This window comes from Microbacterium sp. W4I4, from assembly GCF_030816235.1.
Classification (GTDB): domain Bacteria; phylum Actinomycetota; class Actinomycetes; order Actinomycetales; family Microbacteriaceae; genus Microbacterium.
The window spans coordinates 2,078,319-2,104,723 of sequence record NZ_JAUSXT010000001.1 but is presented as its reverse complement, the minus strand read 5'-3'; the positions used below and the strand labels follow the sequence as shown (position 1 = coordinate 2,104,723).

Genomic DNA, 26,405 nt, shown 5'->3' with positions numbered 1-26,405 from the left:
CATGACCCCTCCCGCAGAGAACGCCACGCTCACCGTGCGCACCGCAAAGCCTCTCGACGAACCGCGTCAGGCGTCGTTCTGGACCCGGATCGTCTCGGCCTTCGCGATGTTCCGCAACGGCAAGTCGATCGCCGGGCTCGTGATCCTCGGCTTCTTCGTGCTCGTCGCGATCTTCGCCGATGTGATCGCACCGTACCCGCCCACCAAGGTCGACAACACCGCACGCTTCCAGCCGCCGTCGGCCGTCCACTGGCTCGGCACGACGCATATCGGTGAGGATGTGCTCAGCCAGGTGATCCACGGCACGCGCGGAATCATCGTCGTCGGCTTCCTCGCGGCGATCATCGCCACCGTCATCGCCATCACCATCGGCGTGATCGCCGGCTACCTGACCGGCTGGCGCAGCGAATCGCTGTCGGCGCTGACGAACGTGTTCCTGGTGATCCCAGGCCTGCCCCTGATCATCATCGTCGCCTCCATGTTCGAGGACCCGCCGCTGTGGCTGGTGGCGGCCGTGCTGGGCATCACCGGGTGGGCGTGGGGCGGTCGTGTGCTGCGCGCGCAGACCATGTCGCTGCGAAACCGGGACTTCATTCAGGCGGCCCGCGCCAATGGCGAGCCGCTCCGGCGCATCATCACGGTGGAGATGCTCCCCAACCTGATGGCGCTGATCGCCGCGAGCTTCGTCGGCACAGTGACCGCGGCCATCCTGACACTCACGACACTGTCGTACATCGGCGTGATCCCGGTGAACACCTACAACTGGGGAACCATCCTGAACTGGGCGTCGGCGCAGGGTGCCTTCCGGCAGAACCAGTGGTGGTGGTACCTGCCGCCTGGATTGTGCATCGCCTTCATCGGCGTCGCCCTCGCATTGATCAACTTCGGCATCGACGAGTACGTGAACCCGCGGCTGCGGTCGGCGGGAGAGCGGGCGCGCGCCATGAAGAAGAAGGGGCTCGACGTGAACGACGCGGTCACCGTCGTGCGGCCAGACCCGGCCTCCGCCGCGCGCACCTCGAGTGCACCGCAGACATACGAGAACGATCCGAAGGAACCTGTACGTTGAGCACTTCCACCACGTCGACCCGCGCCCCCTACCAGGACGCGTCCCTCCCGATACCCGACCGCGTCGCCGATCTGCTCTCGCGCATGACCGTGGCCGAGAAGGTCGGGCAGATGCTCCAGCTCGATGCACGCGACGACCTCGCCGACCACGTGCTGCGGCGCAACGTGGGGTCGATCCTGCACACCTCGCCCGATCGCATCCTCGCGGCGGGGGAACTCACGCTGCAGACGCGTCTGCGGATCCCGCTGCTGGTCGGGGAGGACTGCATCCACGGCCACTCGTTCTGGCCCGGTGCGACCATCTACCCGACCCAGCTCGGCATGGCCGCGTCGTGGGATGCCTCCCTGGTCGAGAAGGTGGCCCGCGCCACCGCCGTCGAGGTGGCGGCCACCGGCATCCACTGGACGTTCTCGCCTGTGCTCTGCATCGCGCGCGACCTGCGCTGGGGCCGCGTGAACGAGACGTTCGGCGAGGATCCGCACCTGATCGGCGAGCTCGCCTCAGCGATGGTGCGCGGCTATCAGGGCGACGGTCTCGACGATCCGACGGCGATCCTCGCCACGGCGAAGCACTTCGCCGGCTATTCCGAGACGCAGGGTGGAAGGGATGCCAGCGAGGCGGACATCTCGCGCCGCAAGCTGCGCTCGTGGTTCCTGCCGCCGTTCGAGCGGGTCGCTCGCGAAGGCTGCCGCACCTTCATGCTCGGCTACCAGAGCACCGACGGCGTGCCGATCACGGTCAACGACTGGCTGCTCAGCGACGTGCTGCGCGGCGAGTGGGGCTACACCGGCACTCTCATCACCGACTGGGACAACGTCGGGCGGATGGTATGGGAGCAGCACGTGCAGCCCGACTACGCGCACGCGGCCGCTGCGGCGGTGAAGGCCGGCAACGACATGGTCATGAACACGCCGGGATTCTTCGAGGGGGCACTGGAGGCCGTGGCGCGGGGGATGCTGGCATCCGAAGACTTCGACACGGCAGTGGGCCGAATCCTCACCTTGAAGTTCGAGCTCGGGCTGTTCGAGGACCCGCGGATGCCGCAGGACGGTCTCGAGGCCGTGGTGGGTCAGGCCGCCCATGCCGACCTCAACCTCGAGGTCGCCCGCCGCTCGCTGGTGCTGCTCGAGAACGACGGGACGCTTCCCCTTTCGCCGGCCCCGCATGGCGGGTCTCCTTCGCCGGAGCACACCGGCCGGGTGGCCGTGGTCGGTCCACTCGCCGATGACGCGCAGGAGCAGCTCGGCGACTGGGCAGGCGGCTCGGGCCAGGCCGGCTGGCTGGACGGTCAGCCGCGCGAGATGATCACGACCGTGCTCGACGGGATGCGCGACGTCGCCCCGTGGGAGGTCGTGCACGCGCGTGGCGCCGACATCCTCACCCTCGAGCCCGACCCCGCGGGTGCCACCTGGCCCGACGGTCAGCCGCGCCCGCCTGTGGTGCGGCCCGTCCCTGCCGATGCGACGCAGATCGCCGAGGCGGTCGCCGCGGCCCGTGACGCGGATGCCGTGATCGCCGTCGTCGGAGACGCCCGCGGACTCTACGGTGAGGGGCGCTCCACCGCGACGCTGGAGCTCATCGGCGGGCAGATCGCGCTGCTGGACGCGCTCGTGGAGACCGGCACCCCGGTGATCGTCGTGCTGATGGCATCCAAGCCGCTGGTGCTGCCGGCATCCGTTCAGCGCGCCGCCGCGGTGATCTGGGCCGCGAACCCGGGCATGCAGGGCGGTCGGGCGATCGCCGAGCTGATCACCGGCGCCATCGAACCGTCCGGCCGGCTGCCGATCTCGTTCGCCAGACACGCCGGACAGCAGCCGACGTATTACAACCAGATCCGCGGTCAGCACGGCGACCGCTACGCCGACCTCAGTCAGGCGCCGGCCTGGGCGTTCGGGCAGGGTCTGTCGTACACGACCGTCGCGTATGCGGACCTGACGCTGGCGTCGACGGCGCTCGGGGCGGACGACGTCATCTCGGCATCCGTCACCCTCACCAACACCGGCGCGCGACCGGCGACCGAGACCGTGCAGGTGTACGTGCGCGACGAGGTGACCTCGGTCAGCTGGGCCGTGCGCGAACTGAAGACCTACCGGCAGGTCACCGTGCAGCCGGGGGAGTCGGTGCAGGTGCCGCTGGAGCTGCCGGTGAGCGCGTGCACGATCGTGGACGCCGTCGGCAACCGGGTCGTCGAGGCCGGCGACTTCACGCTGCTCGTGGGGCCGTCGTCGCGCGAGGAGGATCTGCTGGCGGCGGAGTTCACCGTCCTGTGAGGCGAGATCTCACCCGCGGCGGGCGGACCGCGGTTACGGCTCCTGAAGGCGGGCGGTCGTGCCGCGAACGATGAGCTCGAAGGGCAGGTCGCCGCTGACCGGCGCATCCACGCCCTCGAGCTGAGCGAGGATCGCACCGGCGGCACGCTCGCCCTGCGCCATCGGGAACTGGTCGACCGTGGTCAGCTGGAAGAACTCGCCCAGCTCGTGTCCGTCGATGCCGACGATCGAGAGATCCTGCGGTACCCGGAAGCCCAGGTCGCGTGCGGCGAGGATGGCGCCGATCGCCATCTCATCGGACGCGGCGAAGATGGCCGTCGGCCGCGGGCCCGGTCTGCCGAGCAGCTGCTTGGCGGCACGGAAACCCCCGTCGACCGTGAAGTCCGCAGGCTCCAGGAATGCCGGGTTCGGGACGACCCCCGCATCCGCCAGCGCCTGCTCGAAGCCGAGCCGCCGCTGGGTCGGGATGTGGAAGTCGATGTCGAACTCGGGGTTCGCCCCGATGTGCGCGATCTCGCGGTGTCCGAGCGCGAGCAGGTGGTCGGTGGCGAGCCGGGCGATGGCCGTGTCGTCGACGTTGAGCGTGTGCAACCGGGGATGCGGGCCGCCGATCGCGATCACGGGCAGGCCGAGAGCCAGCAGCTGATCGGTCTCGTCCGCGTCCAGTTCGATCGAGACGGCGACGACGGCATCCACCCGCTGCCGGCGCAGGAAGGTGGAGAAGACCTCGTGCCGCACCGCGGCATCGGCGGTGATGTTGTAGAGCGTGATGTCGTAGCCGGCGCGCATCAACGCGGTGGTGGCACCGGAGAGCACCGTGCTGAAGAACCATCGGTCCAGGTACGGCACGATCACACCCACGTTCTGGGTGCGGCCGGATGCCAGGCTGGACGCCCGTGAGGAGACGACGTAGCCGAGGGCCTCGGCGGCGATGTGCACGCGCTCGCGGGAGGCCGGCGACACATGTCCGCGGCCGCTGAGCGCACGCGACACGGTCGCGGTCGAGACTCCTGCGAGTTTGGCGACCTCATCGATGCTCACCATGTCGGCCCCTTCCTCCCATCACTGCCCGTCTATATGGCGCAAACCGCCCCAGTTTCTCGCGAATCAGGGCAGTTTGCGCCATATAGACGGGTTCTGGTCAGGCCCGGGTGAACCAGGCGGCGGTGTTCGGCGGCAGCGCGGTGCCGGCGAACGGCTCGCTCCGGATGACGAAGGTCACGCCATCGCCCAGCTCGATCGGCTCGGAGCCGAGGTTCGCCACCACGTGCAGGTCGCCGCGGTGGAACGCCACGGCTGCGGCATCCACGTCATCCCAGACCAGGGAGCCGGAGCCCAGCGAGCGCGCGCGTCGCTCGGCGAGCAGGGCTTTGTAAAGGTTCAGCGTCGAATCCGGCTGAGCCTCCTCGACGTCTCGCGCGAAGCGCGCCCACTCGTCCGGCTGCGGCAGCCAGGAGGCACCTGTGTCGTTGAAGCCATAGGCGTCGCCGGATGCCGTCCAGGGCAGCGGCACGCGGCATCCGTCGCGACCGTAGCGCTCGCCGTTCGTGCGGAACCACGTCGGATCCTGACGGAACTCGTCGGGGATCTCCATCGCCTCGGGCAGGCCCAGCTCCTCGCCCTGGTAGACGTACGCCGACCCGGGCAGGGCGAGCATGAGCGTCGTGGCCGCGCGACCGCGTGACAGGCCGATGGCCGGGTCGGGCTTGCCGACCGACTTCGGGCCGATGCCCTCGCCCTGCGGGCTGTCGGCGGTGAGCGCCAGGCGCGAGGCGTGGCGGATGACGTCGTGGTTCGAGAGCACCCAGGTGCTGGGCGCGCCCACCTTGCCGAACTCCTCGAGGGACTCGCGGATGACAACGCGCAGCGCCTCGGCATCCCACGGCGTCATCAGGTACGGGAAGTTGAAGGTCTGGTGCATCTCGTCGGGCCGCACCCACAGGGCGGTCTTCTCGAGGGTCGGCAGCCACGCCTCGCCGCACAGGGCGCGGTCGCCGTCGTACTCGCCGAGCACCTTGTGCCAGTCGCGATAGATGTCGTGCACCTCGTCCTGGCCCCAGTACGGCACGTTCTGCTCGCCGCCACCCATGGAGTCGGCGTCGGCGACGGGCGCGTAGTCGGGAAGGCCGGCCTCCTTCACCATGCCGTGCGCCACGTCGACGCGGAAGCCGTCGACGCCGCGGTCGAGCCAGAAGCGCAGGATGCTGCGGAACTCCTCGCGCACCTCTTCGTTCGTCCAGTCGAAGTCGGGCTGGGTGGCGTCGAAGATGTGCAGATACCACTGGCCGGGGGTGCCGTCGGCTTCGGTCACGCGCTGCCACATGCCGCCGCCGAACACGCTCTCCCAGTTGTTCGGGGGCAGCTCGCCGTTCTCGCCGCGGCCGTCGCGGAAGACGTAGCGGGCGCGCTCACGGCTGCCGGGAGCCGAGTTCAGAGCCTGCTGGAACCAGACGTGCTGGTCGGAGGAGTGGTTGGGGACCAGGTCGACGATCACGCGGATGCCGCGGGTGTGCGCTGCGTTCAGCATCTCGTCGAAGTCGGCGAGCGTGCCGAACAGCGGGTCGACGTCGCGGTAGTCGGCGACATCGTAACCGGCGTCCTTCTGCGGGCTGGTCATGAACGGGCTCAGCCAGATCGCGTCCACGCCCAGGCTCTTCAGATCGTCGAGCCGGCTGGTGATGCCGGGGAGATCGCCGACGCCGTCACCGGACGCATCCGCGAAGGAACGGGGGTAGATCTGGTAGATGACGGCGCTGCGCCACCATTCGGAACCGGGAGACGCGATCTGCTCGAGCTGTGCCATGGCACCAGGCTACTGTAAGCGCTTGCAGTAGCGGTAGTGCAGGGATCGAAACGGTTCGATCCGGACGTGGCGGATGCGGTTCGCGGCGCGTTTTCAGGACGAATGCAGTTCTGGAGGATGCTGGCGCCCTGAACGACCTTCAGAAGTGGAGACATCCTTCAGAAGCGAGGTGCGAGTGGATGCCGCGCGCCGCTCAGCCGGGGATGACGACGTTCACCGGCGGCTCTCCGGCCAGCATCCGCTCGATCTGGGTGCGGATCAGCTTCGCCATGCGCGGGTTCATCGCCGTGGACGCGCCGCCGCCGTGCGGGATCATCAGCAGGCCCGGGGCCGACCAGAGCGGATGCCCTGCGGGGACCGGTTCCTGCTCGAACACGTCGAGCGCGGCGCGGATGCGGCCGTCGTCCAGCGCGGCGAGGAGGGCATCCGTATCGATGAGCGGCCCGCGGCCGACGTTGACGAGCAGTGCGCCTGGTGCCATCCGACCGATCAGCTCGGCGTCGAAGAGATGGCGGGTCTCGGCGGTGCCCGGCAGACTCAGCACGACGATCTCGGCATCCGCCAGCAGCGTCGGCAGTTCATCGATGCCGCGCACTTCCATGTCTCCGATGCCTTCGACGCGCTCGGTCCGCGCGCTGCGCGCGACGGCGGTCATGGTGACCTCGAAGGGCGCGAGGCGCTGCGCGATCGCCTTGCCCACTCCGCCGAATCCGACGAGCAGCACTCGACGGTCGGCCAGGCTCTCTGCGAAGACCGGCGCCCACTCACCGCGATCCTGCGCGCGCACGAAACGGGGGATCTGCCGCTGCGCGGCGATCATCATGCCCACCGCGAGCTCGGCCGTCGACGGCTCGTGCACACTGGCCGCGTTCGCGAACGGCATGCCGGACGGGAGGATGTCGGCGACGCCGTCGTACCCGATCGACTGGCTCTGCACGAGGCGGATGCTCAGCCCCTCGAGCGCATCCAGCGAGCCGGTGGAACCCATGTACGGCGGGACGACGATGTCGATGTGCTCGGCCGGGGCAGGCGACTTCAGGTCCCAGACGCGAAGATCGACGTCTGCGGGCAGGGCGCCGATATCAGCGGCGACACGATCGGTGGGGACGGTGACGAGGAGGCTCACACCTCGACCCTAGTCCGTGCGAGTGATGGGGCTCGCAGTCCCAGACAACGGTACGAACGTCTCGGCTCCGTCACGGATATTGACATCTCTGTGTTCTGTATACAGAATACTGAGAGATCGAACAGCGCCGGGAGACCGGCTCTTCCAATGACGAAAGAGAGGTGGCGGAATGTCCCGCTCGAAGAATCTGAAGTACTTCGCAGGCGTCGCCGTCGGCGCATTGACGCTGGGACTCGCCGCATGCAGCGGTGGGGGAGCAGGCGGCGGCGGTGTCGACGCGAACGGCGACGCCACGGTCGTGTGGTCGACCTGGGGAACGCCTGACGAACTCACCCGGTACACGGAATTCAACGAAGACTTCATGAAGCGCCACCCGGACATCAAAGTCAAGTTCCAGCCCGTTGCCGGTTACGGCGACTACCACTCAAAGCTCCTCGCCCAGCTCACCAGCAACACGGCACCCGACGTGTTCTACGTGGGCGATGACATGATCGGCCAGTTCGTCGACTCCAAGCGCCTCATGCCGCTGAAGACGCTGATGAACTCGGAGAACAGCAAGACCAAGGTCGATGACTTCTTCCCCGGCCTGTTCGGCGCCGCCGAGCACGACGATGAGATCTACGCCGCCCCCAACGACTCCAACCCCGACGTGCTCTGGTACGACAAGGAGGCGCTGAAGGCGGCGGGTGTCACCGAGGATCCGGCCACCCTCGCCGAGAACGGCGAATGGACCACTGAGAAGTTCCTCGAGATGAACGCAGAGCTGCACGACGCGAAGCTGACCGGGTCGATGTTCTGGAACTACTGGGCCACGCACTGGAGCTGGCTGTCCTCGCAGGGTGTCGACGCCCCGTACAGTGACAGCGGCGAGTTCGTCGGGAACACGGATGCCGACACGGTGGCCGCCATGCAGCAGCTGGGCGACCTGTTCCAGGACGGCACCTTCGTGGTCGCCGACACCCTGCCCGACGGCGCAGGTGCGGACAGTGTCTTCGTCACGCACAAGTCCGGATTCTTCGTGCAGGGGCGCTACACGATCGGCACCGTGAAGTCCGCCGGGGTCGAGGACGCGTACGACATCGTGCGCTGGCCCACGCCCGACGGCGAGCCCGCGCCGACCGGCGTCGCGACGAGTTTCCTCGCGATCAACGGCAAGACCAAGGTCGAGGATGCTGCGTTCACCTTCTGGACCGAGTTCCTCTCCGCGGAGGGCCAGGTCTTCCGCCTCAAGGGCGGCGGCAACGCGGTGCCGTCGATCAAGGGCGCCGACGAGGTCGTGCTCGAGGACGGCTACCCCGCCCACGCGCAGACCTTCCTCGACATGCGCGACATCGGATTCGAGGACTACCCGGCCGAGGCGCGCGTGCCAGGGCTGCCCGTCGCTGTCGCCGAGGAGTTCCAGAAGCTCTACGAGGGTAAGACCGACGCTCAGCAGAGCCTCGACAGCGTGGCGACGCTCGTCAAGGAACGGTCGGGTAAGTAAGAGTGACTCAGCTCACCGAGGAGCGGATGCCGCAGGCGACCCCTGCGGCATCCGCCCCACCCCTGCGTCGAGAGGCGGCGTGGCGTCGCCGCGACCGGCTGTGGGGCTACGCCTTCGTCGGCCCGCAGCTGATCGGGATGGGACTGTTCGTGGTCCTGCCGTTCGCGGCCAGCCTGGTGCTCGCCTTCGCCCACTGGGACGGGCTCGGTGAGCTGAGCTGGGTAGGTTTCGACAACTTCATCTCGCAGCTGCAGGATCCGCTGCTGGGACGATCCATCCTCAACACCCTGATCATCGCCGTCGTCACCGTGCCGATCGGTCTGGGGTTGGCGGTCATCGTCGCCGTCGCCCTCGAGCGGCTGAAGACGCGCGCCCTGTACCTCGTGCTGTTCTTCTCCCCGGTCGTCACCGCCACCGTCGCGATCGCGATGATCTGGCAGCAGATGTTCCGCGTCGACGGGGTGCTCTCCACCACCATCGCGAAGATCTTCCACATCGATCCGCCGAACTGGCTGCAGGACCCCAGGCTGGCCCTGCTCGCCGTGTGCATCGTCACCATCTGGTCCTCGCTGGGCCTGAACGTGGTGATCTTCCTCGCCGGGCTGCAGAGCATTTCGCCCTCGGTCATCGAGGCCGCGCGCATCGACGGCGCGGGCGCCGTGCGGCTGATGCTCAGCATCCGCCTTCCGCTGCTCTCGCCGATCGTGTTCTTCTCGTCGGTGATCGCGTTCATCTCGTCGCTGCAGACCTTCGACATCGTCTACGTGCTGGTCTCCGGCGGCGGCCCCGACAACGCGACCCGCACGATCGTCTACCACATCTACGATCTCGGTTTCGGGCGATTCGAGTTCGGTCCGTCCAGCGCCGCGAGCATCATCCTTCTGGTGCTGACGCTCGTCATCACCGCGATCCAGTTCGCCGCTCAGAAGAAGTTCGTTCACTACGAGGATGATCCCGCATGAGCGGCACCACGACACCACGCTTGACCGACGGGCGTCAGTCTCCGCCCACGGAGTCGACGATCGCGATCGTCGCCCCCGGCACGCACCCGCGCCGCTTCGGCGGCGCCGGGCGGCGCCGCACCGGTGCCGTCGTGCTGCACATACTTCTCGTCGGGGCCGGCATCTCGATGGTGTTCCCCTTCATCTGGATGCTGCTGACCTCGCTCAAGACGCTTCCCCAGCTGCTGCAGAATCCGCTGGAGTTCCTGCCCAACCCATGGACGGTCTCCAATTACGCCGATGCCTGGAATGCCGTCCCGTTCGGGCAGGCCTACCTGAACAGCGCGTACATCACCGCGCTGGTGGTGGTCGGCACTCTCATCACCGCGTCGATGGCCGGGTACGCCTTCGCGCGGATCCGATTCCGCGGCAGCAAGGTGCTGTTCATCGTCTTCCTGGCGACGCAGATGATCCCTGCACAGGTGACGCTGATCCCCTTCTATCTGCTGATGTCGAACCTCGGCTGGGTCGATTCGCACCTTGCCCTGATCGTGCCGGGCATGATCGCCAACCCGTTCGCCGTGTTCCTGATGCGACAGTTCGTGCTCTCGCTGCCGAAGGAGCTCGAGGAGGCGGCGCTGGTCGACGGCGCCGGCCGGTTGCGCACCTTCTTCAGCATCGTGCTGCCGAACCTGCGGCCCGGTCTTGCGGCGCTGGCGATCATCACGGCGTTGAGCGTGTGGAACGCGTTCCTGTTCCCGCTGGTGCTGCTGAACTCGCCGGACCTGTTCACCGTGCCGCTGCTGCTGACGTCGTTCCAGGGCCAGCACGGGTCGATCAACTACGGGCTGGTGATGGCGGCATCCGCGATCGCCACGATCCCGATGCTGATCGTCTTCGTGATCGGCCAGCGCAAGATCCTCAACAGCATGGCCGCGTCCGGTCTGGGCGGCCGTTGAGATGACGGATGCCGACATGCCGGATGCCGCCCGGCTCGCAGTCCTCGCCGGACGCCACCTCGACCTGGTCACCGCGCCGTTCACCCTGCCGCGCTCGCGCGTGCTGGTGTTCCGCGCCGACGACGGGGTGCGGGTGCACACCTCGGAGTACGAGAGACGCCTCGAGGATTGCCGCGTGCTGGATGAGGTGACGGTCACCGATGCCGCCGGTGCCGTGCTGCCGGTCCGCGACGTGCAGCCGCACCGGATCGCCTTCGGTTCGGAGACCGGCTCGGCCGTCGCCACCCTCGCCTTCGACGGTCCGGCTGCCCTGAGCGTCGCGGGGAGCGACGGCGTACACGCGACATTGCGGCATCGGGACGGTCGGGTGGAGCGGCATCCGCTCGCCGGCGGCGGCATCCGCATCCGGATCGCACCCGACCGTTCGATCGCGATCGAACCGGGCGATCACGAGTCCGCGCTCGCCGAGAGCGAGCGGCTGTGGCTGGAGTGGTTCGCGCGCTGCCCTCGGGTGCGCGAGGACCTGCAGCAGATGACCGCGTTCTGCTGGTGGGTGCTCGGTGCGAACATCGTCGAGCTGCCCGCCCTCGGTGACGCGCGCGCGGTCGTGCCGTCGAAGATCGGCTACGTCGGGCTCTGGCAGTGGGACGCATACTTCATCGCCGTCGGCCTGCGGCACGGCGACCCGGAGCTCGCCCGCGAGCAGCTGGACATCGCCTTCCGCTTCCCCGGTGCTGACGGGCAGCTGCCCGACGTCGTGCACGAGGAGGGGATCCTCGCCACCAGCGACGACCTGCCCGAGAGCGACCGGGCGACGCTGCGTCGCGCGGGCTCGCAGATCGCCGACCCGTCGCAGCCGGTGCCCCTCACCAAGCCGCCGCTCGCGGCCTGGGCGCTGCGCAAGGTGCTGGAGGCGGAGGACCGCCCGGACTGGGCCCGCGAACAGCTGGGGCGGGTGATCCGATCGCAGGACTGGTGGTTCGCCGTCTCGGACCTGGACGGCGACGGGATGCCGGAGTACGGGCATCCGTACTCGTCCGGTCTGGATGACAGTCCGATCTTCGACGGCCCGATCCCCACGGCCGCTCCCGACCTGGCCGCGTATCTGGTCTGCCAGGACCGCGAGATCGCCGCTCTGCTCGGTCGCTACGAGCCGAATGCCGACACCGACCGCTTCCTCGCCCGCGCGGAGCGCACGCAGGAGTTGCTGAACGGGATGTGGGATGCCGATACCGGCCGCTTCCTCGCCCGTGGGGCGGGGGAGGAGATCCGCTCCGACACCGTCGTGGGACTCATGCCGCTGCGCACCGGAACGCTGCCGGACGGCATCCGTGACGCCCTGCGCGACGCCGTCGACGACCCGGCCCGCTACGGCCTGGACTGGGGCCTGCCGACCGTCGCCGCCGACGACCCGGACTTCTCTCCCGAGAGGATGTGGCGCGGACCTGTCTGGATCAACACCAGCGTCCTGGTGGCCGAGGGGCTCGAGCTCTCGGGGTACGCGGAGCGCGCCCGCGAGCTCCGCGAGCAGACCGCCCGCCTCGTCGTGCACGGCGGTGGCCCGCACGAGTACTACAACCCCTTCACCGGATTCAAGGCCGAGCGGGCGACGACCTCCTTCGGGTGGTCTGCCGCGCTGTTCGTGGACCTGGCGGTCGCCCTCACCTGAGCGCGTCACGTCGGCACGGGCACGTCGCCATGCGTGTACTGTATTCAATATTCAATTACGTGTGACAAGGAGGTCATGATGAAGCGACGTGTGATGTGGACCGCAGCCCTGACAGCGGCGGCGGCTCTCACCCTGTCGGGATGTGCATTCGGCGGAGGTGCACCCGCTGCAGGCGGCGCCGAACTCGAGAAGGACGCCACGGCGACCGGCGAGATCACGATCTGGTCATGGGACGTCGCGGCGACGGCTCTCAAGCGGCTCGGCGCGGAGTACGAGAAGACCCATGAGGGCACCACCATCGATGTCGTCGACATCGGCTACGACAACGCCTACGACAAGATGTCCGTCGGGCTTCAGGCCGGCACCGGGCTGCCCGACATCATCACGCTGGAGACGGACAAGAACCAGAGCTACCTGACGCAGTTCCCGAAGGGCTTCACCGACCTGACGCCCGTGTTCGGCGACGCGAAGGCCGACTTCGACCCGTTCAAGTGGCACTCCGGAACGGATGCCGAGGGCGCGCTGCGCGTCGCCCCCTGGGACTCCGGCACGGTGGGGCTGTTCTACCGCACGGACTACTTCGCCTCCGCCGGCATCGATCCGGCATCCATCACCACCTGGGACGATCTCGTCGCGGCCGGTGAGGCCATCAAGGCGAAGACCGGCCACACGCTGCTGACCGCCGACCTCTCCTCGGGTGGACCGTTCTCGATCATGCTGCAGCAGCAGGGGCAGGGCCTGTTCGACGCCGCCGGTGAGATCACCGTGAACTCGCCCGAGGCGGTGCGCACACTCACTCTGCTGCAGACCATGCAGCAGAAGGGGCTGATCAAGAACGCCAAGGGCTGGGATGCCAGCGTCACCAGCGCGAAGGACGGCGACTCCGCCGTCACACCCGAGGCCGTCTGGTGGATCGGCACGCTCGAGGGCGAAGCGCCCGAGCTCGCCGGGAAATACGCCGTGCGCGACCTTCCCGTCTTCGCGGCGGGCGGAGCACCCACCTCGAACAACGGCGGCTCCGGACTCGCCATCCCGACACAGGCGAAGAACCCGCAGCTGGCCGCCGACTTCATGGCCTTCGTGCTCGCCGACACCGACAACCAGGCGAGCATGATGAAGGACGAGGGGCTCTTCCCTGCCCACCTGCCGGCCCTGCAGTCGGACTACTTCCAGCAGGCCAGCGAGTACTTCAGCGGACAGCAGGTGTTCCAGACGTTCGCCCAGCTGACGCCGCAGATCCCGTCCATCACGTTCACCTCCGACCAGTCGGTGGCATCCGACGCCGTCTCCAACGCCGTCGCCGCAGCGGTGCTGAACGGCGAGGACCCCCAGAAGGCGCTCGACGACGCCGCGGCGCAGATCGCCAACTCGACGGGTCGGAAGGTCGCCGGCTGACATGACCCTCCAGAGCACGACCCGGGGTCGCGGCATCCGCCGCGGCCTCGGTGCCGACGAAGGTCGCGGCGGCGGGGCGGAGGAGAGCCGACAGGGCGCTCCGGCATCCGGGGCATCCCGATCCGGGCGTCTGTTCGCCGCGCGCATGCACCGACCCGGCCTGTGGTTCGCGCTGCCCGCCACGGCGCTGATGGCGATCTTCTTCGCCTACCCCCTGGTCGTGTCGCTGCTGCAGAGCTTCTACCGCACGCAGGGCGGGGTCTCGACCTTTGTCGGCCTCGACCAGTACACGCGGATGCTCCGCGACCCGCTCGTGGCGAAGAGTCTGTTCAACGCCGGGCTCATCCTGATCGTGCAGGTGCCGATCATGATCGCCCTCGCCGTCGGGCTCGCCTATCTGCTGAACCAGTCCTGGCTGCGCTTCCGCGCGGGCTTCCGGCTCATCGTCTTCCTGCCCGCGATAACCACGCTGGTGGCCTACTCGGTCGTCTTCCGCGTGATCATGACCACCGACGGCGGGCTGCTGAACCAGTTCCTCGGGCTGCTCGGAGCCGCCCCGATCGACTGGTTGAACAACGAGTGGTGGTCGCGGGTCGCCGTGATCGCCTCGATCACCTGGCGCTGGACCGGCTACAACATGGTCATTATCCTCGCCGGGCTGCAGGCCATCGCACCGGAGCTGTACGAAGCCGCGCGCATCGACGGCGCCGGCAGGTGGCAGACCTTCCGGCATGTGGTCGTGCCGCAGCTGCGTCCGGTGCTGATCTTCACCAGCGTCACCTCCACGATCGGCGCGCTGCAGCTGTTCGACGAGAACTACATCCTCACCGGCGGCGGGCCGAACAACGCCACGCTCACCCCGGTCCTGTACCTGTACAAGATGGGCTTCCAGCAGTTCGACTTCGGCTACGCCAGCGCGATCGCCTGGATGCTCGTCATCCTCACCGGGATCATCGCGGTGGTCCAGTTCCGCATCATGAGGGAGAAGCCGTGAGCACTCAGCTGATCACCACCGGAAGGGACCGACGCTCCGGGATGCCGGATCGCCGGCGCGGTGAGCCGCTGGCCCGACGGATCATCCTGCGCAGCCCCGTCTACCTGCTGATGATCGGTGCGGGCATCCTGTCGCTCGTGCCCTTCCTGTGGATGGTCATCGCCTCCAGTCACCGGACGAGCGACCTGTTCGTCACCCCTCTGCCGCTGCTGCCCGGCGGGGAGTTCTGGCAGAACCTCGCCCGACTGCAGGAGTCCATCGGATTCGGGCAGGTGATGCTCAACAGCGTCCTGGTCGCCGTGCTCTACACGGTCTTCAGCGCCGCGATCAGCGTGATGTGCGGCTACGGCCTGGCGACCTACCGCTTCCGCGGCCGGGGCGTGCTGCTGGGCGTCATCCTCGTGACGATGATGATCCCCATGCAGGTGCTGCTGGTGCCGCTGTTCCAGATGATGGCGAGCCTGGGCTGGATCGATTCGTACCAGGCGCTGATCGTGCCCTTCCTGGCCAATGCGTTCGGGATCTTCCTGATGCGGCAGGGATTCCTGGACTTCCCGCACACGCTGGTCGAGGCCGCCCGCATCGACGGGGCGTCGGAGCTGCGCACGTTCTACCGCATCGTGCTCCCCGTCGCACGCCCGCAGCTCGCGGCGCTGATCATCTACACGTTCATCAGCCAGTGGAACTCGTTCATCTGGCCGCTGCTCATGCTCAACACCGAGGACAAGTACACGATCCCCGTCGCGCTGAACACGATGATCGGCCTCAGCCGGGTGGACTACTCCGGACTGATGCTGGGTTCGCTGCTGGCGACGCTGCCGCTGCTGATCCTGTTCCTGATCTTCCAGAAGCAGTTCGTCGCTGGTCTCCTCGGCGGTGCGGTCAAGGGTTGACGGCGCCGCCGCGCGATCAGGCGGTGAAGTAGGCGCTGGAGGAGTTGTCGAGGATGCGGCGCATGCCGTGCATCCAATTCGCCTTCAGCGCCTCGGCGGCGGCGGGGATGTCACCGGCGGCGATGTTGCGGGCGATCTCGGCGTGCTCGGCTGCCACGCGCTCGACTTTCACGTCCTCGGCGACAAGCAGCGACTCGTAGCGGTGGAACGACCCGCGCACGCTCTCGATCACGTCGAGCAGGCGCTTGTTGGGGCAGGCCGAGAGCATCACGGCGTGCCACTCGTCGTCACGGCTGATGACGAGACGGTGCTCGACCAGTTCGTCGGTGAACGCATCCGCCAGCTCGACCAGACGCTCGCCGACCTTCTTCAGCTCGTCGACGGGGGACAGCTCGAGCGCCAGGCTCTCCAGCGCGGCCATGACCGGTGCCAGATCCTCGAACTCGCCGGCACTGAGCGGAACGAACCGGAAGCCCTTGCCGTTCTCGCTGGTGATCTGTCCCTCGGACTCCAGCGCGATCAGGGCCTCGCGCAGGGGTGTGCGGCTCACGCCGAGCTCGGCCGCCAGCTGCACCTCGTTGATGCTGGCTCCGGGTTTCGCCAGGCCCGTGCGCATGCGCGCGAGCAGTTCGTCCCGCACCTGCGAACGGAGGTTCTTGCGCTCGATGGCCATAGTGATGAATCCCTTTCCCAGCGTCAGCTTAGAGCTTGACCCTCCGACGCTTACGCCATACGCTTACTGTATACAGAATACATTGGACAGTGTTCTGTTGTCCATCAGTCTCAGAGAGGAGCCCCCGTGACCCAGCACCGCGACGATGAGCGCGTCCGGGAAGTCCGGATCGACGCTCTCGCCTTCGGCGGCGATTACAACCCGGACCAGTGGTCCGAGGAGACCTGGCACGAGGACATCCGCCTGATGAAGGAGGCGGGCGTCACGATGGTCAGCCTGCCGATCTTCAGCTGGCCGCAGCTCGAGCCGGAGCCCGGCGTGTACGACTGGGGCTGGCTCGATCGCGTCCTTGACCTGCTGCACGCGGCAGGCATCCGCATCGATCTCGCGACGGCGACGGCCACCCCGCCGTCCTGGCTGCTGCGCGCGCACCCCGAGATGGGCCCCTGGGATGCCGAGGGGCGCCGCCTCGAGTTCGGCTCCCGGCAGACGTACTGCCCCTCCTCTCCGATCTGGCGCGAGAACGTGGCCAGGATGACCCGTGCGATGGCGGAGCGCTACGGCGAGCACCCGGGCCTTGCGATGTGGCACATCTCCAACGAATACGGCGACCACGTCTCCCGCTGCTGGTGCTCGGAGTCGAGCCGGCACTTCCGTCGCTGGCTGGCAGACCGCTACGGCGACCTCGACGGTCTGAACGAGGCCTGGGGTGTGAACGTCTGGGGTCAGCGCTACACCTCCTGGGATCACATCGAGGTGCCCCGCACGGCGCCGGGTCCGATCAACCCCACGCAGCTGCTGGACTTCGAGCGGTTCTCCTCGGATGCCATGCTCGAGCTCTTCCAGCTCGAGATCGACGTGCTGCGCGAGGTCACTCCCGACATCGCCGTCACCACCAACTTCATGAGCATGTTCCGCGACCTGGACTACTGGGACTTCGCCGCGCGCGAGGACATCGTCACCGACGACGCCTACCCCGAGCCCGCCGACCCCGCCTCCCACGTCGGGGCCGCGCTGAACTACGGGCTGATGCGCTCGCTCAAGGGCGGCCGCCCGTGGCTGCTGCTGGAGTCATCGGCCAGCGCCACCAGCTGGCGCGACGTCAACGTGCCCAAGGCCCCGGGGAAGATCCGCGTCGAGAGCCTGCAGGCGGTCGCGCACGGCTCCGATTCCGTGATGTTCTTCCAGTGGCGCCAGGCCAGATACGGGCAGGAGAAGTTCCACTCCTCGATGCTCGGGCATCGCGGCGAGCGCTCCCGCAGCTTCCAGGAGACCAAGGCGCTCGGCAACGAGCTCAAGCGACTCGAGCAGGTCCGGGGCACCCGGGTGCGCTCCCGTGTGGCGCTGGTCGTGGACTGGGACTCGTGGTGGGGGTCGAGCGCGGTCGAGTCGCTGCCGTCGCAGCGACTGCAGTGGGCGGACCAGGCCCGCGCGTGGCACCGCGCGATGCACACGCTCGGCCACGCGGTGGACGCAGTCCGCGCGGCCGGTCCCTTCGAGGAATATGACGTCGTGGTGGTCCCCAACCTCTACATCGCCGACCAGGCCCAGGCCGACGCGATGCGCGCGTTCGTCGAGAACGGCGGACACGTCGTGGTCGGTCCGTTCTCCGGCGTCGTGGACGCCACCGAGAAGGTGCACGAGGGCGGAGCGCCCGGCCCGCTGCGCGATCTGCTCGGCATCGAGGTGGACGAGCAGTGGCCGCTCGCCGACGGAGTCGTGGAACGCGCGTTCTACGACGGCGACACCATCGACGTGCCCTGCTGGGCCGAGTGGATCGAGGCGGACGCCGATGTCGAGGTGCGTGGAGTCCATGCATCCGGTGTGCTCGAGGGGCGCCCGGCGATCACCCGCCGCACCGTCGGCTCCGGCTCCGCCTGGTACGTCAGCACCATGCTCGAACCCGAAGGCATGCTGACCGTGTTCCGCGACGTGCTGCGCAGCGCCGGACTCCCCGCGCGCAGGCACGTGGACGTGGATGCCGAGGCCGTCACCCGCACCGATGGCACCACGGACTACACGTTCCTGCTCAACCACGGCACCGCTCCGGTCGCGTTCGCGCTCCCGGCATCGGGCGTCGACCTGCTCACCGGGGCGGATGCAGCCGGTGTCGTCGAACTCGGCGGCTACGGTGCAGCCGTCATCGCGTCGCCGCACGCGGCGTCCGTCCCGTTCATCTCCCTGACCGCTCCCAACGAATGAAGGATGCCGTGACCGAAGCATTCGTCCACCCGTACATCCCCAACACGGCTCCCGCCGTGAAGCAGGCCATGCTCGACGCCGTGGATGCGGCGTCCGTCGAGGAGTTCTACGCCGACGTCCCGGAGGAGCTGCGCCTGCGCCGCCCGCTCGACATGCCGGCACCGTTGCCCGCCGAACAGGATCTGGCGCGCCACGTCCGCGGCATCCTGGGCCGCAACCGCAGCACCGAGGAGCGTCTGAGCTTCCTCGGCGCAGGCACCTACAACCACTACGTGCCGGCGGTCGTCGACGAGGTGATCCGCCGCAGCGAGTTCCTCACCGCCTACGCCGGCGAGCCCTACGAGGATCACGGCCGCTTCCAGGCGCTGTTCGAGTACCAGTCTCTGATGGCCGAGCTGCTGGCGATGGACGTGGTGAACGTGCCGACCTACGACGGCTACCAGGCCACCGCGACGGGTCTGGCCATGGCCGGGCGTCTGACCGGCCGCCGCCGCGTGCTCGCGCTCAGCGACGTTCTGCCGGAGAAGCTCTCCAAGGTCGTCGACTACACCAGGGCGGACCTCGCCGTCGAGCTCGTGCCGACCCGCGACGGCACCGCCGACCTCGGTGCGCTGCGCGAGAGTCTGACCGATGATGTCGCGGCCCTGTGGGTGGAGACCCCGAGCTTCACCGGCGCGGTCGAGGCGCAGCTGGCGGCCATCGCGGAGATCGCGCACGCGGCCGGCGCGGTCGTCGTCGTCGGGACGGACCCGGTCGGCTACGGAGTGCTCACCCCGCCCGCCATGCAGGGCGCCGACATCGTCACCGGCGACATCCAGTCGCTGGGCCTGCACCAGTGGTTCGGCGGCGCCCACGCCGGGTTCATCGCCGTGCACGACGACCCGCGATTCGTGATGGAGATGCCCTCGCGGCTGTTCGGCCTGGAGTCCACCGACGTCGCCGGAGAGTACGGCTTCGGCGATGTCGCCTATGAGCGGACCTCCTTCGCCCAGCGCGAGGAGGGCAAGGAATGGGTCGGCACGGCCGCAGCCCTGTGGGGCATCGCCGCCGGCGTGTACCTGTCACTGATGGGTCCGGAGGGAATGCGCGAGCACGGCGAGCTGCTGCTCGCCCGCACCCGCTACGCGCAGCAGCGCCTCGCCGCGATCCCCGGCATCCGCCTCGGCGACGATGCGCTGCACCTGCGCGAGTTCACCGTGCGCCTCGAGCACTCAGCAGCCGCGGATCTGGTCGACGCACTGCGTCGGGAGGGCATCGAGCCCGGAGTGGTCGTCGACGAGAGCACGCTGCTCGTCTGCGTCACCGACGTCACCTCCGCCGCCGACATCGACCGCCTCGCGGCTGCCGTCGCAGCCGTGATCGCCCAGGACCTCAGCAAGGAGCAGTCGAAGTGAGCCTTCCCATCGCACCGAAGAACAGCCCCCGCCGATTCCAACAGGCCAGCTGGGACGAACCCATCGTGTTCGAGTTGTCCACGCCGGGGGAGCGCGGCATCGCGATCATCCCTGTCGAGCCTGCCGTCCGCGCGGCCGTCGGCGATGTCGTGGCAGCCCTCCCGGAGGGCATGCGCCGACCCGCCGCCCCGGCCCTGCCGGAGATCGCGCAGATGCGCGTGCTCAAGCACTATCTGCGCCTGTCGCAGGAGAACCTCGGATCCGACCTCAACGTCGACATCGGTCAGGGCACCTGCACGATCAAGTACTCGCCGAAGATCAACGACCAGCTCATCGAGGTGCCGCAGCTGCGCGCTCTCCACCCCGCGCAGGACCCCGCCGACACGCAGGGCGCGCTGGAGATGATCTGGCGGCTGGAACGGCTGATGGCCGAGATCTCGGGGATGGACTCGGTGTCGCTGGCATCCCCCGGCGGTTCGGCCGGCATCTGGACCAACGTCGCGATGATCCGCGCCTATCACGAGTCCCGCGGAGAGGGCGAGCAGCGCGACGAGATCATCACCACGATCTTCAGCCACCCCTCCAACGCCGCAGCGGCGAAGGTCGCCGGCTACAAGATCATCACCGTCTACCCGGATGCCGACGGCTACCCCGATCTGGCCGCGCTGAAGGCCGCTCTGTCCGAGCGCACGGCGGCCATCATGGTCACCAACCCCGAGGACACCGGCATCTACAACCCCGCCATCAAGGAGTGGGTGGATGCGGCGCACGCCGTGGGTGCACTCGCCTCGTACGACCAGGCCAACGCCGCCGGCATCCTCGGGATCACCCGTGCCCGTGACGCGGGCTTCGACGTCTGCCAGTTCAACCTGCACAAGACGTTCGCTGCGCCGCACGGGTCCGGCGGGCCGGGGGCCGCGGCCAACGCGGTCAGCGCCGCGCTCGCACCGTTCCTGCCCGGTCAACGCGTCGAGCAGGTCGACGGCCGGTTCGTCGTGCGTGAGCCGGGTGCGCTGTCGATCGGGCACGTCGCGCCCGCTCACGGTGTGATCCTGCATGTGGTGCGGGCGTACGCGTGGATCATGTCGCTCGGTGCCGAGGGCATGCTGACGGCCTCGCAGATCGCGGTGCTGAACAACAACTACCTGATGAAGAAGGTGCTGGAGATCCCCGGTGCGTCCGCCCCGTACGCGGTCGGCCGCCGACGCATCGAGCAGGTGCGGTATTCATGGCAGGAGCTGTTCGAGGACACCGGCATCTCCTCGGAGGAGATCGGTATCCGCATGGCGGACTACGGCTTCCACTACTGGACCAGCCACCACCCCTACATCGTGCCGCAGCCGTTCACGCTCGAACCGACCGAGTGCTACTCGAAGGCCGAGCTGGACGAATACGTCGCAGCGCTCGCCCAGGTGGCGCAGGAGGCGCGGGACAATCCCGAGCTCGTGCGCACCGCACCGCACAACCAGACGGTGCACCACACCCACCATGACGATCTCGATGACCCCGAGCGCTGGGCGATCACCTGGCGCGCCTATCGGCGCAAGTACTTCGGCGAGATCCCGGCGGATGCGGTCGCGCAGCGCACGCCGGTGGGGGCTGCCGCGTCGTGATCGGGCTGGTCGTCAACCCCGTCGCCGGAATCGGCGGGCCCGCGGGCCTGGCCGGTTCCGACGGCGCGGAGGTGCAGCGCCTCGCGGTGGCCCGCGGCGCGCACTCCCGCGCGCGGGAGCGGGCGAGAATCGCAATGCAGGTGCTGGCCGCGCGGCGTCCGTCCCTCGTGATCGCCACGGCGGCCGACGCCATGGGTGCGGATGCCGTGCGCTCGGCGGGCCTCGTGCCCTGGGTGGTGCACTCGACGGAATCCGGTCCGTCGTCCGGGATGACGGCTGCCGCGGACACGTCGGCCGCAGTCGCGGCGCTGGCCGCCGCCGGAGCCGGCCTGATCCTCGTGGCCGGAGGTGACGGCACGCTGCGGGATGCCGCGGCGGGGCTCGCACGGACGGCTGCTGCGCCGCCGGCCGTTCTCGGCATCCCCGCGGGAGTGAAGATGTACTCGCCGGTGTTCGCGGTCAGCCCCCGCGCCGCCGGAGCGCTCGCCGCGGAGTGGATCGACGGCGTCCTGCCCACCGCCGACCGCGAGGTGCTCGACGTCGACGAGGTGGCCATGCGCCACGCCCGTGTGGATCCCGTGCTGCACGGGATGCTGCGCGTGCCGTTCCGGATCGGGCGCACGCAGTCGCGCAAAGCGGCGACTCCGACATCCGAGGTCGCCGCCGTGGCGGCGGCAGCACGGGGCGTCGTGCGTCGCATGCGGCCCGACACCCGCTACCTGCTCGGGCCCGGCAGCACGACCGCCGAGATCGCACGTCAGCTCGGCATCCGCAAATCTCCGCTCGGCGTCGACGTGATCCTCGACCGACGCCTGCTGCTCGCCGCCGGCAGCGAGCAGCAGCTGCTCGCCGAGGTCGCACAGGGTCCCGCACAGGCCGTCGTCACCGTGATCGGCGGGCAGGGTTTCCTGCTCGGTCGGGGGAACCAGCAGCTGTCCGCGTCCGTCATCCGCGCCCTCGGTGAGGACCCGCTGATGGTCGTCGCCCCGGAGCAGAAGCTCATCGACCTGCACGGGCTGCCGCTCATCGTGGAGACCGGCGATGCGGAGATCGATGCCCGCCTCTCCGGCCACATCCGCATCGTCACCGGGGTCGCGACGACCAGCCTGTACGCTGTCGCCGCCCCCGACACCGACCTCTGAACCACTCCCTGATTCACCCCGGAAGGAACCATCCCATGAGACTCGAGAACAAGAAGGCCATCGTCACCGGAGGTGCCGGCGGAATCGGCCGCGCGACCTCCCTCGCGTTCGCCGCCGAGGGCGCCTCGGTCGCCGTGGTCGATCTGAACGCCGAGGCCGCCGAGGCGGTCGCCGAGGAGATCCGGGCAGCCGGCGGCACCGCCATCGCGATCGCCGCCGACGTCTCCAGCGAAGAGGACATCATCCGTGTGGTCGCCACTGCGGACGAGGTCTTCGGCGGTGTCGACGTGGTCTTCAACAACGCCGGGATCATCCGCCGCACCACCGCCGTCGAAACCACGGTGGAGGAGTGGGATCGCGTCTTCGGCGTGAACGTGCGCGCCATCTTCCTGATGTGCAAGCACGTCGTGCCGGTCATGAAGGCGAACGGCGGCGGCTCGATCGTCAACACGGGTTCAGGCTGGGGCCTGAAGGGCGGCGGCCAGGCGATCTCGTACTGCGCCTCGAAGGGGGCAGTCGTGAACATGACCCGCGCGCTGGCCATCGATCACGGCCCCGATGGCATCCGCGTCAACTCGGTCAACCCCGGCGACGTCGATACAGGGATGCTGCGCGACGAGGCGAAGCAGCTCGGTCAGGACCAGGCCGGCTTCCTCGCCGAGGCCGCCGAGCGCCCTCTGAACCGGATGGGTCAGCCCAGCGAGGTCGCTGCCGCAGTCGTGTGGCTCGCCAGCGATGACGCATCGTACGTCACCGGCTCAGCGCTCGTGGTCGACGGAGGCGGCATCGCCTGACCGCCCGGCCGCATCGCCTGAATGCCCGACCGGATCGCCTGACCGCCCGAGCGAAGGCTGGTCAGCCGGTGGAGCGCGCGAGTAGCCTGAGGGCCAGAGCAAGGAGGCTCCCATGACTGTTCCGGAGATCAACTACTGGGCCGTGCTGGTCGCGACGGTGTCGAGCATGATCGTGGGGGCGATCTGGTACGCCCGCGGTGTCATGGGCACGCGATGGGCGGGCCTGGCGGGTGTCGACCTCGACAAGCCGTCGCGCGGACCGTTGTGGCCCATGATCACGACGGTGATCGTCAGCTTCATCACCGCCTGGGTGCTGGCGGGTGCGTCATCGATCGCCTGGCACTTCTACGAGGGCTCCTACTTCTGGGCGGCCATCGTTACGGCGGTCACCCTCTGGGCGGGTTTCACCGCAGCGCGCCTGATCACGCACGACGCCTTCGAGGGACGCTCGACGAAGCTGACCACGCTGAACATCGCGCACGAGCTCGTCACCGTGCTGGTGATGGCCGTGATCATCGGCGTCTGGCCGCCCGCCGGCATCTGATCCGACGTCGTCCGCGCAGAGATCGGGCCCGCCCCCGAAGGGACGGGCCCGACTCGTGTGCGATTGCGACTACTCGGCGGGGTTGGCCACCGAGACCGTCATCGTGCCGCCCGTGGTCTGCCCGGTCACGGTGATTGTCGTGCCGTGTCCGGCCACGAGCACGCCGCCCAGCGGGTTCGTCTCGTCGTAGAAGGCATGCGTGTCCAGGTCGCTGAACGTGGGGTTCTGCATGCCGGGCGTCGAGCTCGCGGCCAGCGTCTCGATGGTCGCGCTCTTGCCCTTGCCGACCGTGACCTGCTTGTGCAGGCTCACCGCGTCGAGCGGGTTCAGGCCGAACGCGGCGTCGAAGGGCTGGCGCCGGTTGCTCGGCATCGTCCCATCGGGGTACATGATCGGCACCGGGTTGGCGTCGACGGGCAGGGCCAGGCCGTGACCGAGGTGGTCGATCGTATTGTTGTCGTCGTACGACTCATCGATGGCCCACACCACCAGCCCGTCCTGGAACGGGAAGTGCTCCACCCAGTCCGGCCGGGTCAGGCCCTCGCTGAACTGGTACGGACCGGTCTCGAGTGTGGCGTCGTAGTCGACGTATGTGCGGTTCTCGGCCAGGTAGTACCGGTCGCCGCTCGAGGTCTGCGTGCCGTCGCTGATGGCGAATCCGCCTGCCGCGGTCCAGCCGTTCTCGCCGCCCTCGACATCATCGCTGAGCAGCGTGGTGCCGCCGCTCTTGACGACGATGTCGTCGAGGAACGCGCCCGCCAGATGAACACCCGCGTCGCTCTGATACCGGAAGCGGAACAGCGTGTCGGCGCTGCCGCCCGGCACCGTGTAGCGCAGATTCGTCCAGCGCCCGCTGGAGCTGCCGTCCAGCGCCTTGCCGGCGGCCGTCCAGTTCTCGCCCCCGTCGGTGGAGTACTCCGCGCGCAGGAAGTCATAGCCTGCTTCGATGTCGTACCAGGCCTTCGCCGTCACCGTCGCGGAGCGCACGGCGCTCAGATCGAGCGTGCGGGTGAGCGTGGTGTTGAGATCGTCCGCGCTCGAGGTCCACCAGGCATGACCGCCCGCGGGCTCCACGATCCGGGTGGTCGTCACGGCATCGGGCACGTCCACGACCAGCGCCTGCTCCTGGCCGGTCTGCTGACGCGCCGCCGGACTCAGCGTGAAGTCGCCGCTCGCTCCGGGATCGACGACCGCGTGGTCCAGCCAGCCGAGCTGCAGCTTCTCCCACGGGCCCATGTAGTTCGGAGTCGTGCCGATGTCGACGGTGCCGTCTCCCAGCCACGATCCGCTCGACATCAGCGTCCAGAACGCGGTCGAGTTCTCGCCACCGGCGGTGTCGTAGAAGTCCGGCAGGCCCAGATCGTGGGCGAACTCGTGGGCGAACACACCCAGTCCGCCGTTCTCGGCCTCGACGGTGTAGTCGCCGATCCAGATGCCCGTGTCGCCGATCTGCGTGCCGCCGAACTCCGCGCCCGCAGGTCCGGTTGCCCCGAAGTCGTCCTGGTTCACGTACCAGCGGTGCGACCAGATGGCGTCCTCACCCTGAAGGCCGCCTCCGGCGTCCTCGCCCTCGCCGGCGTGCACGGCCTGGAAGTGGTCGATGTAGCCGTCCGGCTCGTCGAAGTCGCCGTCGGAGTCGTGGTCGTAGCGGTCCCAGACGTCGAACGACTTCAGTTCGGCGATGACGTCGTCGACGCTCTTGCCGGCATCCAGCTGCGCCTGGTACCAGGCGTTCGCGGAGTCGGTGATGAACTGCCAGGTGCCGCCGAGGTCCTCCACGGCGTTGTCGCCGTAAGACGACGCGTTGCCGGGTACCTTCACCCAGTCGCCGACCTCGCCGGCGACCGTGTAGGCGCCCGAGGACTGCTTGGAGTAGAAGTCGGCGAAGGACTGCTCCGAAGTGGCCGGGTCGCCGTCGCCGAAGAACAGGTCTTCGTAGTAGTCGCGGTTGAAGTCCGCGCGCCAGTGCGTGCTGTTGTTCAGGGTGCGATCCGGTTCGGGGATCTCATTGTGCAGCGGCCCCGGCGTGGTGCCGAGCTTGCCGCTGCCCTGATCGCCGAATTCGGACAGGATGGTGAACAGTCGGCCGGTGCCGGTCAGCGTGGCCTGGTAGTACTTGTCGCCCTCGGCGTTCAGCGCGACGGCCCCGCCCTCATCGGGAGCGGCCTTGCCCGAGAGGATCAGGCGCTGGGCGGCCTTGCGTCGTTCATTCTGACGTTCGGTCAGCGGGCCCGGACGGTTGTCGGTCCGCTGGACGGAGGTCCCCTCCGAGGTGGGGCCGTCGTCAGCGGGCGGCGAGGCTGTCGCCGCCGGTACTGTCAAGGCTCCGGCGATGAGGGTGGCTCCGGATGCTGCTGCGGCGATGAGGCCGCGGGTACGTCGTCTCACGTTCACTCCTTTGTGACTTGCCCGGGATCGCCGGGCGCGACGACGTAAAAACT

20 protein-coding genes are annotated in these 26,405 nt (G+C 68.6%); 15 read left to right on the top strand and 5 right to left on the bottom strand.

The window, feature by feature from the left end:
- The first annotated feature begins 1 nt into the window (after position 1).
- Together QF046_RS09875 and QF046_RS09870 are read left to right on the top strand one after the other, a co-directional pair.
- Positions 2-1,069 (top strand): ABC transporter permease, encoded by a 1,068-nt coding sequence (locus tag QF046_RS09875; RefSeq protein WP_307369225.1) that lies wholly within the window; start codon positions 2-4, stop codon positions 1,067-1,069.
- Positions 1,066-3,339 carry a glycoside hydrolase family 3 N-terminal domain-containing protein gene (locus tag QF046_RS09870; RefSeq protein WP_307369224.1) on the top strand — a complete coding sequence of 758 codons (2,274 nt, stop codon included), beginning with the start codon at positions 1,066-1,068 and terminating at the stop codon, positions 3,337-3,339. The genes QF046_RS09875 and QF046_RS09870 overlap by 4 nt, the downstream gene beginning before the upstream one ends.
- Before the next feature lie 33 nt (positions 3,340-3,372).
- Here the strand turns inward: QF046_RS09870 and QF046_RS09865 are convergent, their stop codons facing one another.
- The 3 genes from QF046_RS09865 to QF046_RS09855 all read right to left on the bottom strand — a co-directional run bounded on the left by QF046_RS09865 (position 3,373) and on the right by QF046_RS09855 (position 7,268).
- A complete protein-coding gene (locus QF046_RS09865) occupies positions 3,373-4,383 on the bottom strand; it encodes a LacI family DNA-binding transcriptional regulator (protein ID WP_307369223.1) in 1,011 nt (336 codons plus the stop codon).
- A 97-nt stretch (positions 4,384-4,480) separates the two neighbouring features.
- Entirely contained in the window at positions 4,481-6,142 is a 1,662-nt protein-coding gene (locus QF046_RS09860) for a glycoside hydrolase family 13 protein (RefSeq protein ID WP_307369222.1), read from the bottom strand.
- 193 nt (positions 6,143-6,335) lie between these two features.
- Positions 6,336-7,268, bottom strand: a complete 933-nt coding sequence (locus QF046_RS09855) for a 2-hydroxyacid dehydrogenase (RefSeq protein WP_307369220.1) — start codon at positions 7,266-7,268, stop codon at positions 6,336-6,338.
- 169 nt (positions 7,269-7,437) lie between these two features.
- On the opposite strand from QF046_RS09855, the gene QF046_RS09850 reads away from it, so the two are divergent.
- The 7 genes from QF046_RS09850 (at position 7,438) to QF046_RS09820 (ending at position 15,602) form a co-directional block, all read left to right on the top strand.
- Positions 7,438-8,751, top strand: coding sequence for a sugar ABC transporter substrate-binding protein (locus tag QF046_RS09850; RefSeq protein WP_307369218.1), 1,314 nt, complete (start codon positions 7,438-7,440; stop codon positions 8,749-8,751).
- Positions 8,752-8,753: 2 nt separating this feature from the next.
- Complete coding sequence (locus tag QF046_RS09845) at positions 8,754-9,713, top strand: carbohydrate ABC transporter permease (protein WP_307369216.1); 960 nt, start codon at positions 8,754-8,756, stop codon at positions 9,711-9,713.
- The gene (locus QF046_RS09840) at positions 9,710-10,651 is read left to right on the top strand and encodes a carbohydrate ABC transporter permease (protein WP_307369214.1); all 942 of its coding nucleotides are present in this window, start codon (positions 9,710-9,712) and stop codon (positions 10,649-10,651) included. The genes QF046_RS09845 and QF046_RS09840 overlap by 4 nt, the downstream gene beginning before the upstream one ends.
- Before the next feature lies 1 nt (position 10,652).
- A complete protein-coding gene (locus QF046_RS09835; protein WP_307369213.1) occupies positions 10,653-12,320 on the top strand; it encodes an amylo-alpha-1,6-glucosidase in 1,668 nt (555 codons plus the stop codon).
- Positions 12,321-12,395: 75 nt separating this feature from the next.
- Positions 12,396-13,715 (top strand): ABC transporter substrate-binding protein, encoded by a 1,320-nt coding sequence (locus tag QF046_RS09830; protein ID WP_307369210.1) that lies wholly within the window; start codon positions 12,396-12,398, stop codon positions 13,713-13,715.
- 1 nt (position 13,716) lies between these two features.
- Positions 13,717-14,709 (top strand): carbohydrate ABC transporter permease, encoded by a 993-nt coding sequence (locus QF046_RS09825; protein WP_307369208.1) that lies wholly within the window; start codon positions 13,717-13,719, stop codon positions 14,707-14,709.
- The gene (locus QF046_RS09820; RefSeq protein ID WP_307369206.1) at positions 14,706-15,602 is read left to right on the top strand and encodes a carbohydrate ABC transporter permease; all 897 of its coding nucleotides are present in this window, start codon (positions 14,706-14,708) and stop codon (positions 15,600-15,602) included. Before QF046_RS09825 ends, QF046_RS09820 begins: the two co-directional genes overlap by 4 nt.
- 16 nt (positions 15,603-15,618) lie before the next feature.
- Here QF046_RS09820 and QF046_RS09815 read toward each other — a convergent pair whose 3' ends face one another.
- Positions 15,619-16,275, bottom strand: a complete 657-nt coding sequence (locus QF046_RS09815; RefSeq protein ID WP_307369204.1) for a GntR family transcriptional regulator — start codon at positions 16,273-16,275, stop codon at positions 15,619-15,621.
- A 126-nt stretch (positions 16,276-16,401) separates the two neighbouring features.
- Between QF046_RS09815 and QF046_RS09810 the strand changes: the two genes are divergently transcribed.
- From QF046_RS09810 to QF046_RS09785, 6 genes are all read left to right on the top strand, one after another.
- Complete coding sequence (locus QF046_RS09810) at positions 16,402-18,477, top strand: beta-galactosidase (protein ID WP_307369202.1); 2,076 nt, start codon at positions 16,402-16,404, stop codon at positions 18,475-18,477.
- Positions 18,478-18,485: 8 nt separating this feature from the next.
- Positions 18,486-19,871, top strand: a complete 1,386-nt coding sequence (gene gcvPA, locus QF046_RS09805) for an aminomethyl-transferring glycine dehydrogenase subunit GcvPA (RefSeq protein ID WP_307369200.1) — start codon at positions 18,486-18,488, stop codon at positions 19,869-19,871.
- Positions 19,868-21,484 (top strand): aminomethyl-transferring glycine dehydrogenase subunit GcvPB, encoded by a 1,617-nt coding sequence (gene gcvPB / locus QF046_RS09800; RefSeq protein WP_307369198.1) that lies wholly within the window; start codon positions 19,868-19,870, stop codon positions 21,482-21,484. The genes gcvPA and gcvPB overlap by 4 nt, the downstream gene beginning before the upstream one ends.
- Positions 21,481-22,626 (top strand): ATP-NAD kinase family protein, encoded by a 1,146-nt coding sequence (locus QF046_RS09795; RefSeq protein ID WP_307369196.1) that lies wholly within the window; start codon positions 21,481-21,483, stop codon positions 22,624-22,626. The genes gcvPB and QF046_RS09795 overlap by 4 nt, the downstream gene beginning before the upstream one ends.
- Positions 22,627-22,661: 35 nt before the next feature.
- On the top strand, positions 22,662-23,420 hold the full coding sequence (locus tag QF046_RS09790; protein ID WP_307369194.1) for an SDR family NAD(P)-dependent oxidoreductase: 759 nt from the start codon (positions 22,662-22,664) through the stop codon (positions 23,418-23,420).
- Between the two features lie 112 nt (positions 23,421-23,532).
- Positions 23,533-23,964, top strand: coding sequence for a DUF1761 domain-containing protein (locus QF046_RS09785; protein ID WP_307369192.1), 432 nt, complete (start codon positions 23,533-23,535; stop codon positions 23,962-23,964).
- A 69-nt stretch (positions 23,965-24,033) separates the two neighbouring features.
- Here the strand turns inward: QF046_RS09785 and QF046_RS09780 are convergent, their stop codons facing one another.
- Positions 24,034-26,352 carry an immune inhibitor A domain-containing protein gene (locus QF046_RS09780; protein WP_307369190.1) on the bottom strand — a complete coding sequence of 773 codons (2,319 nt, stop codon included), beginning with the start codon at positions 26,350-26,352 and terminating at the stop codon, positions 24,034-24,036.
- Positions 26,353-26,405: the final 53 nt, after the last annotated feature.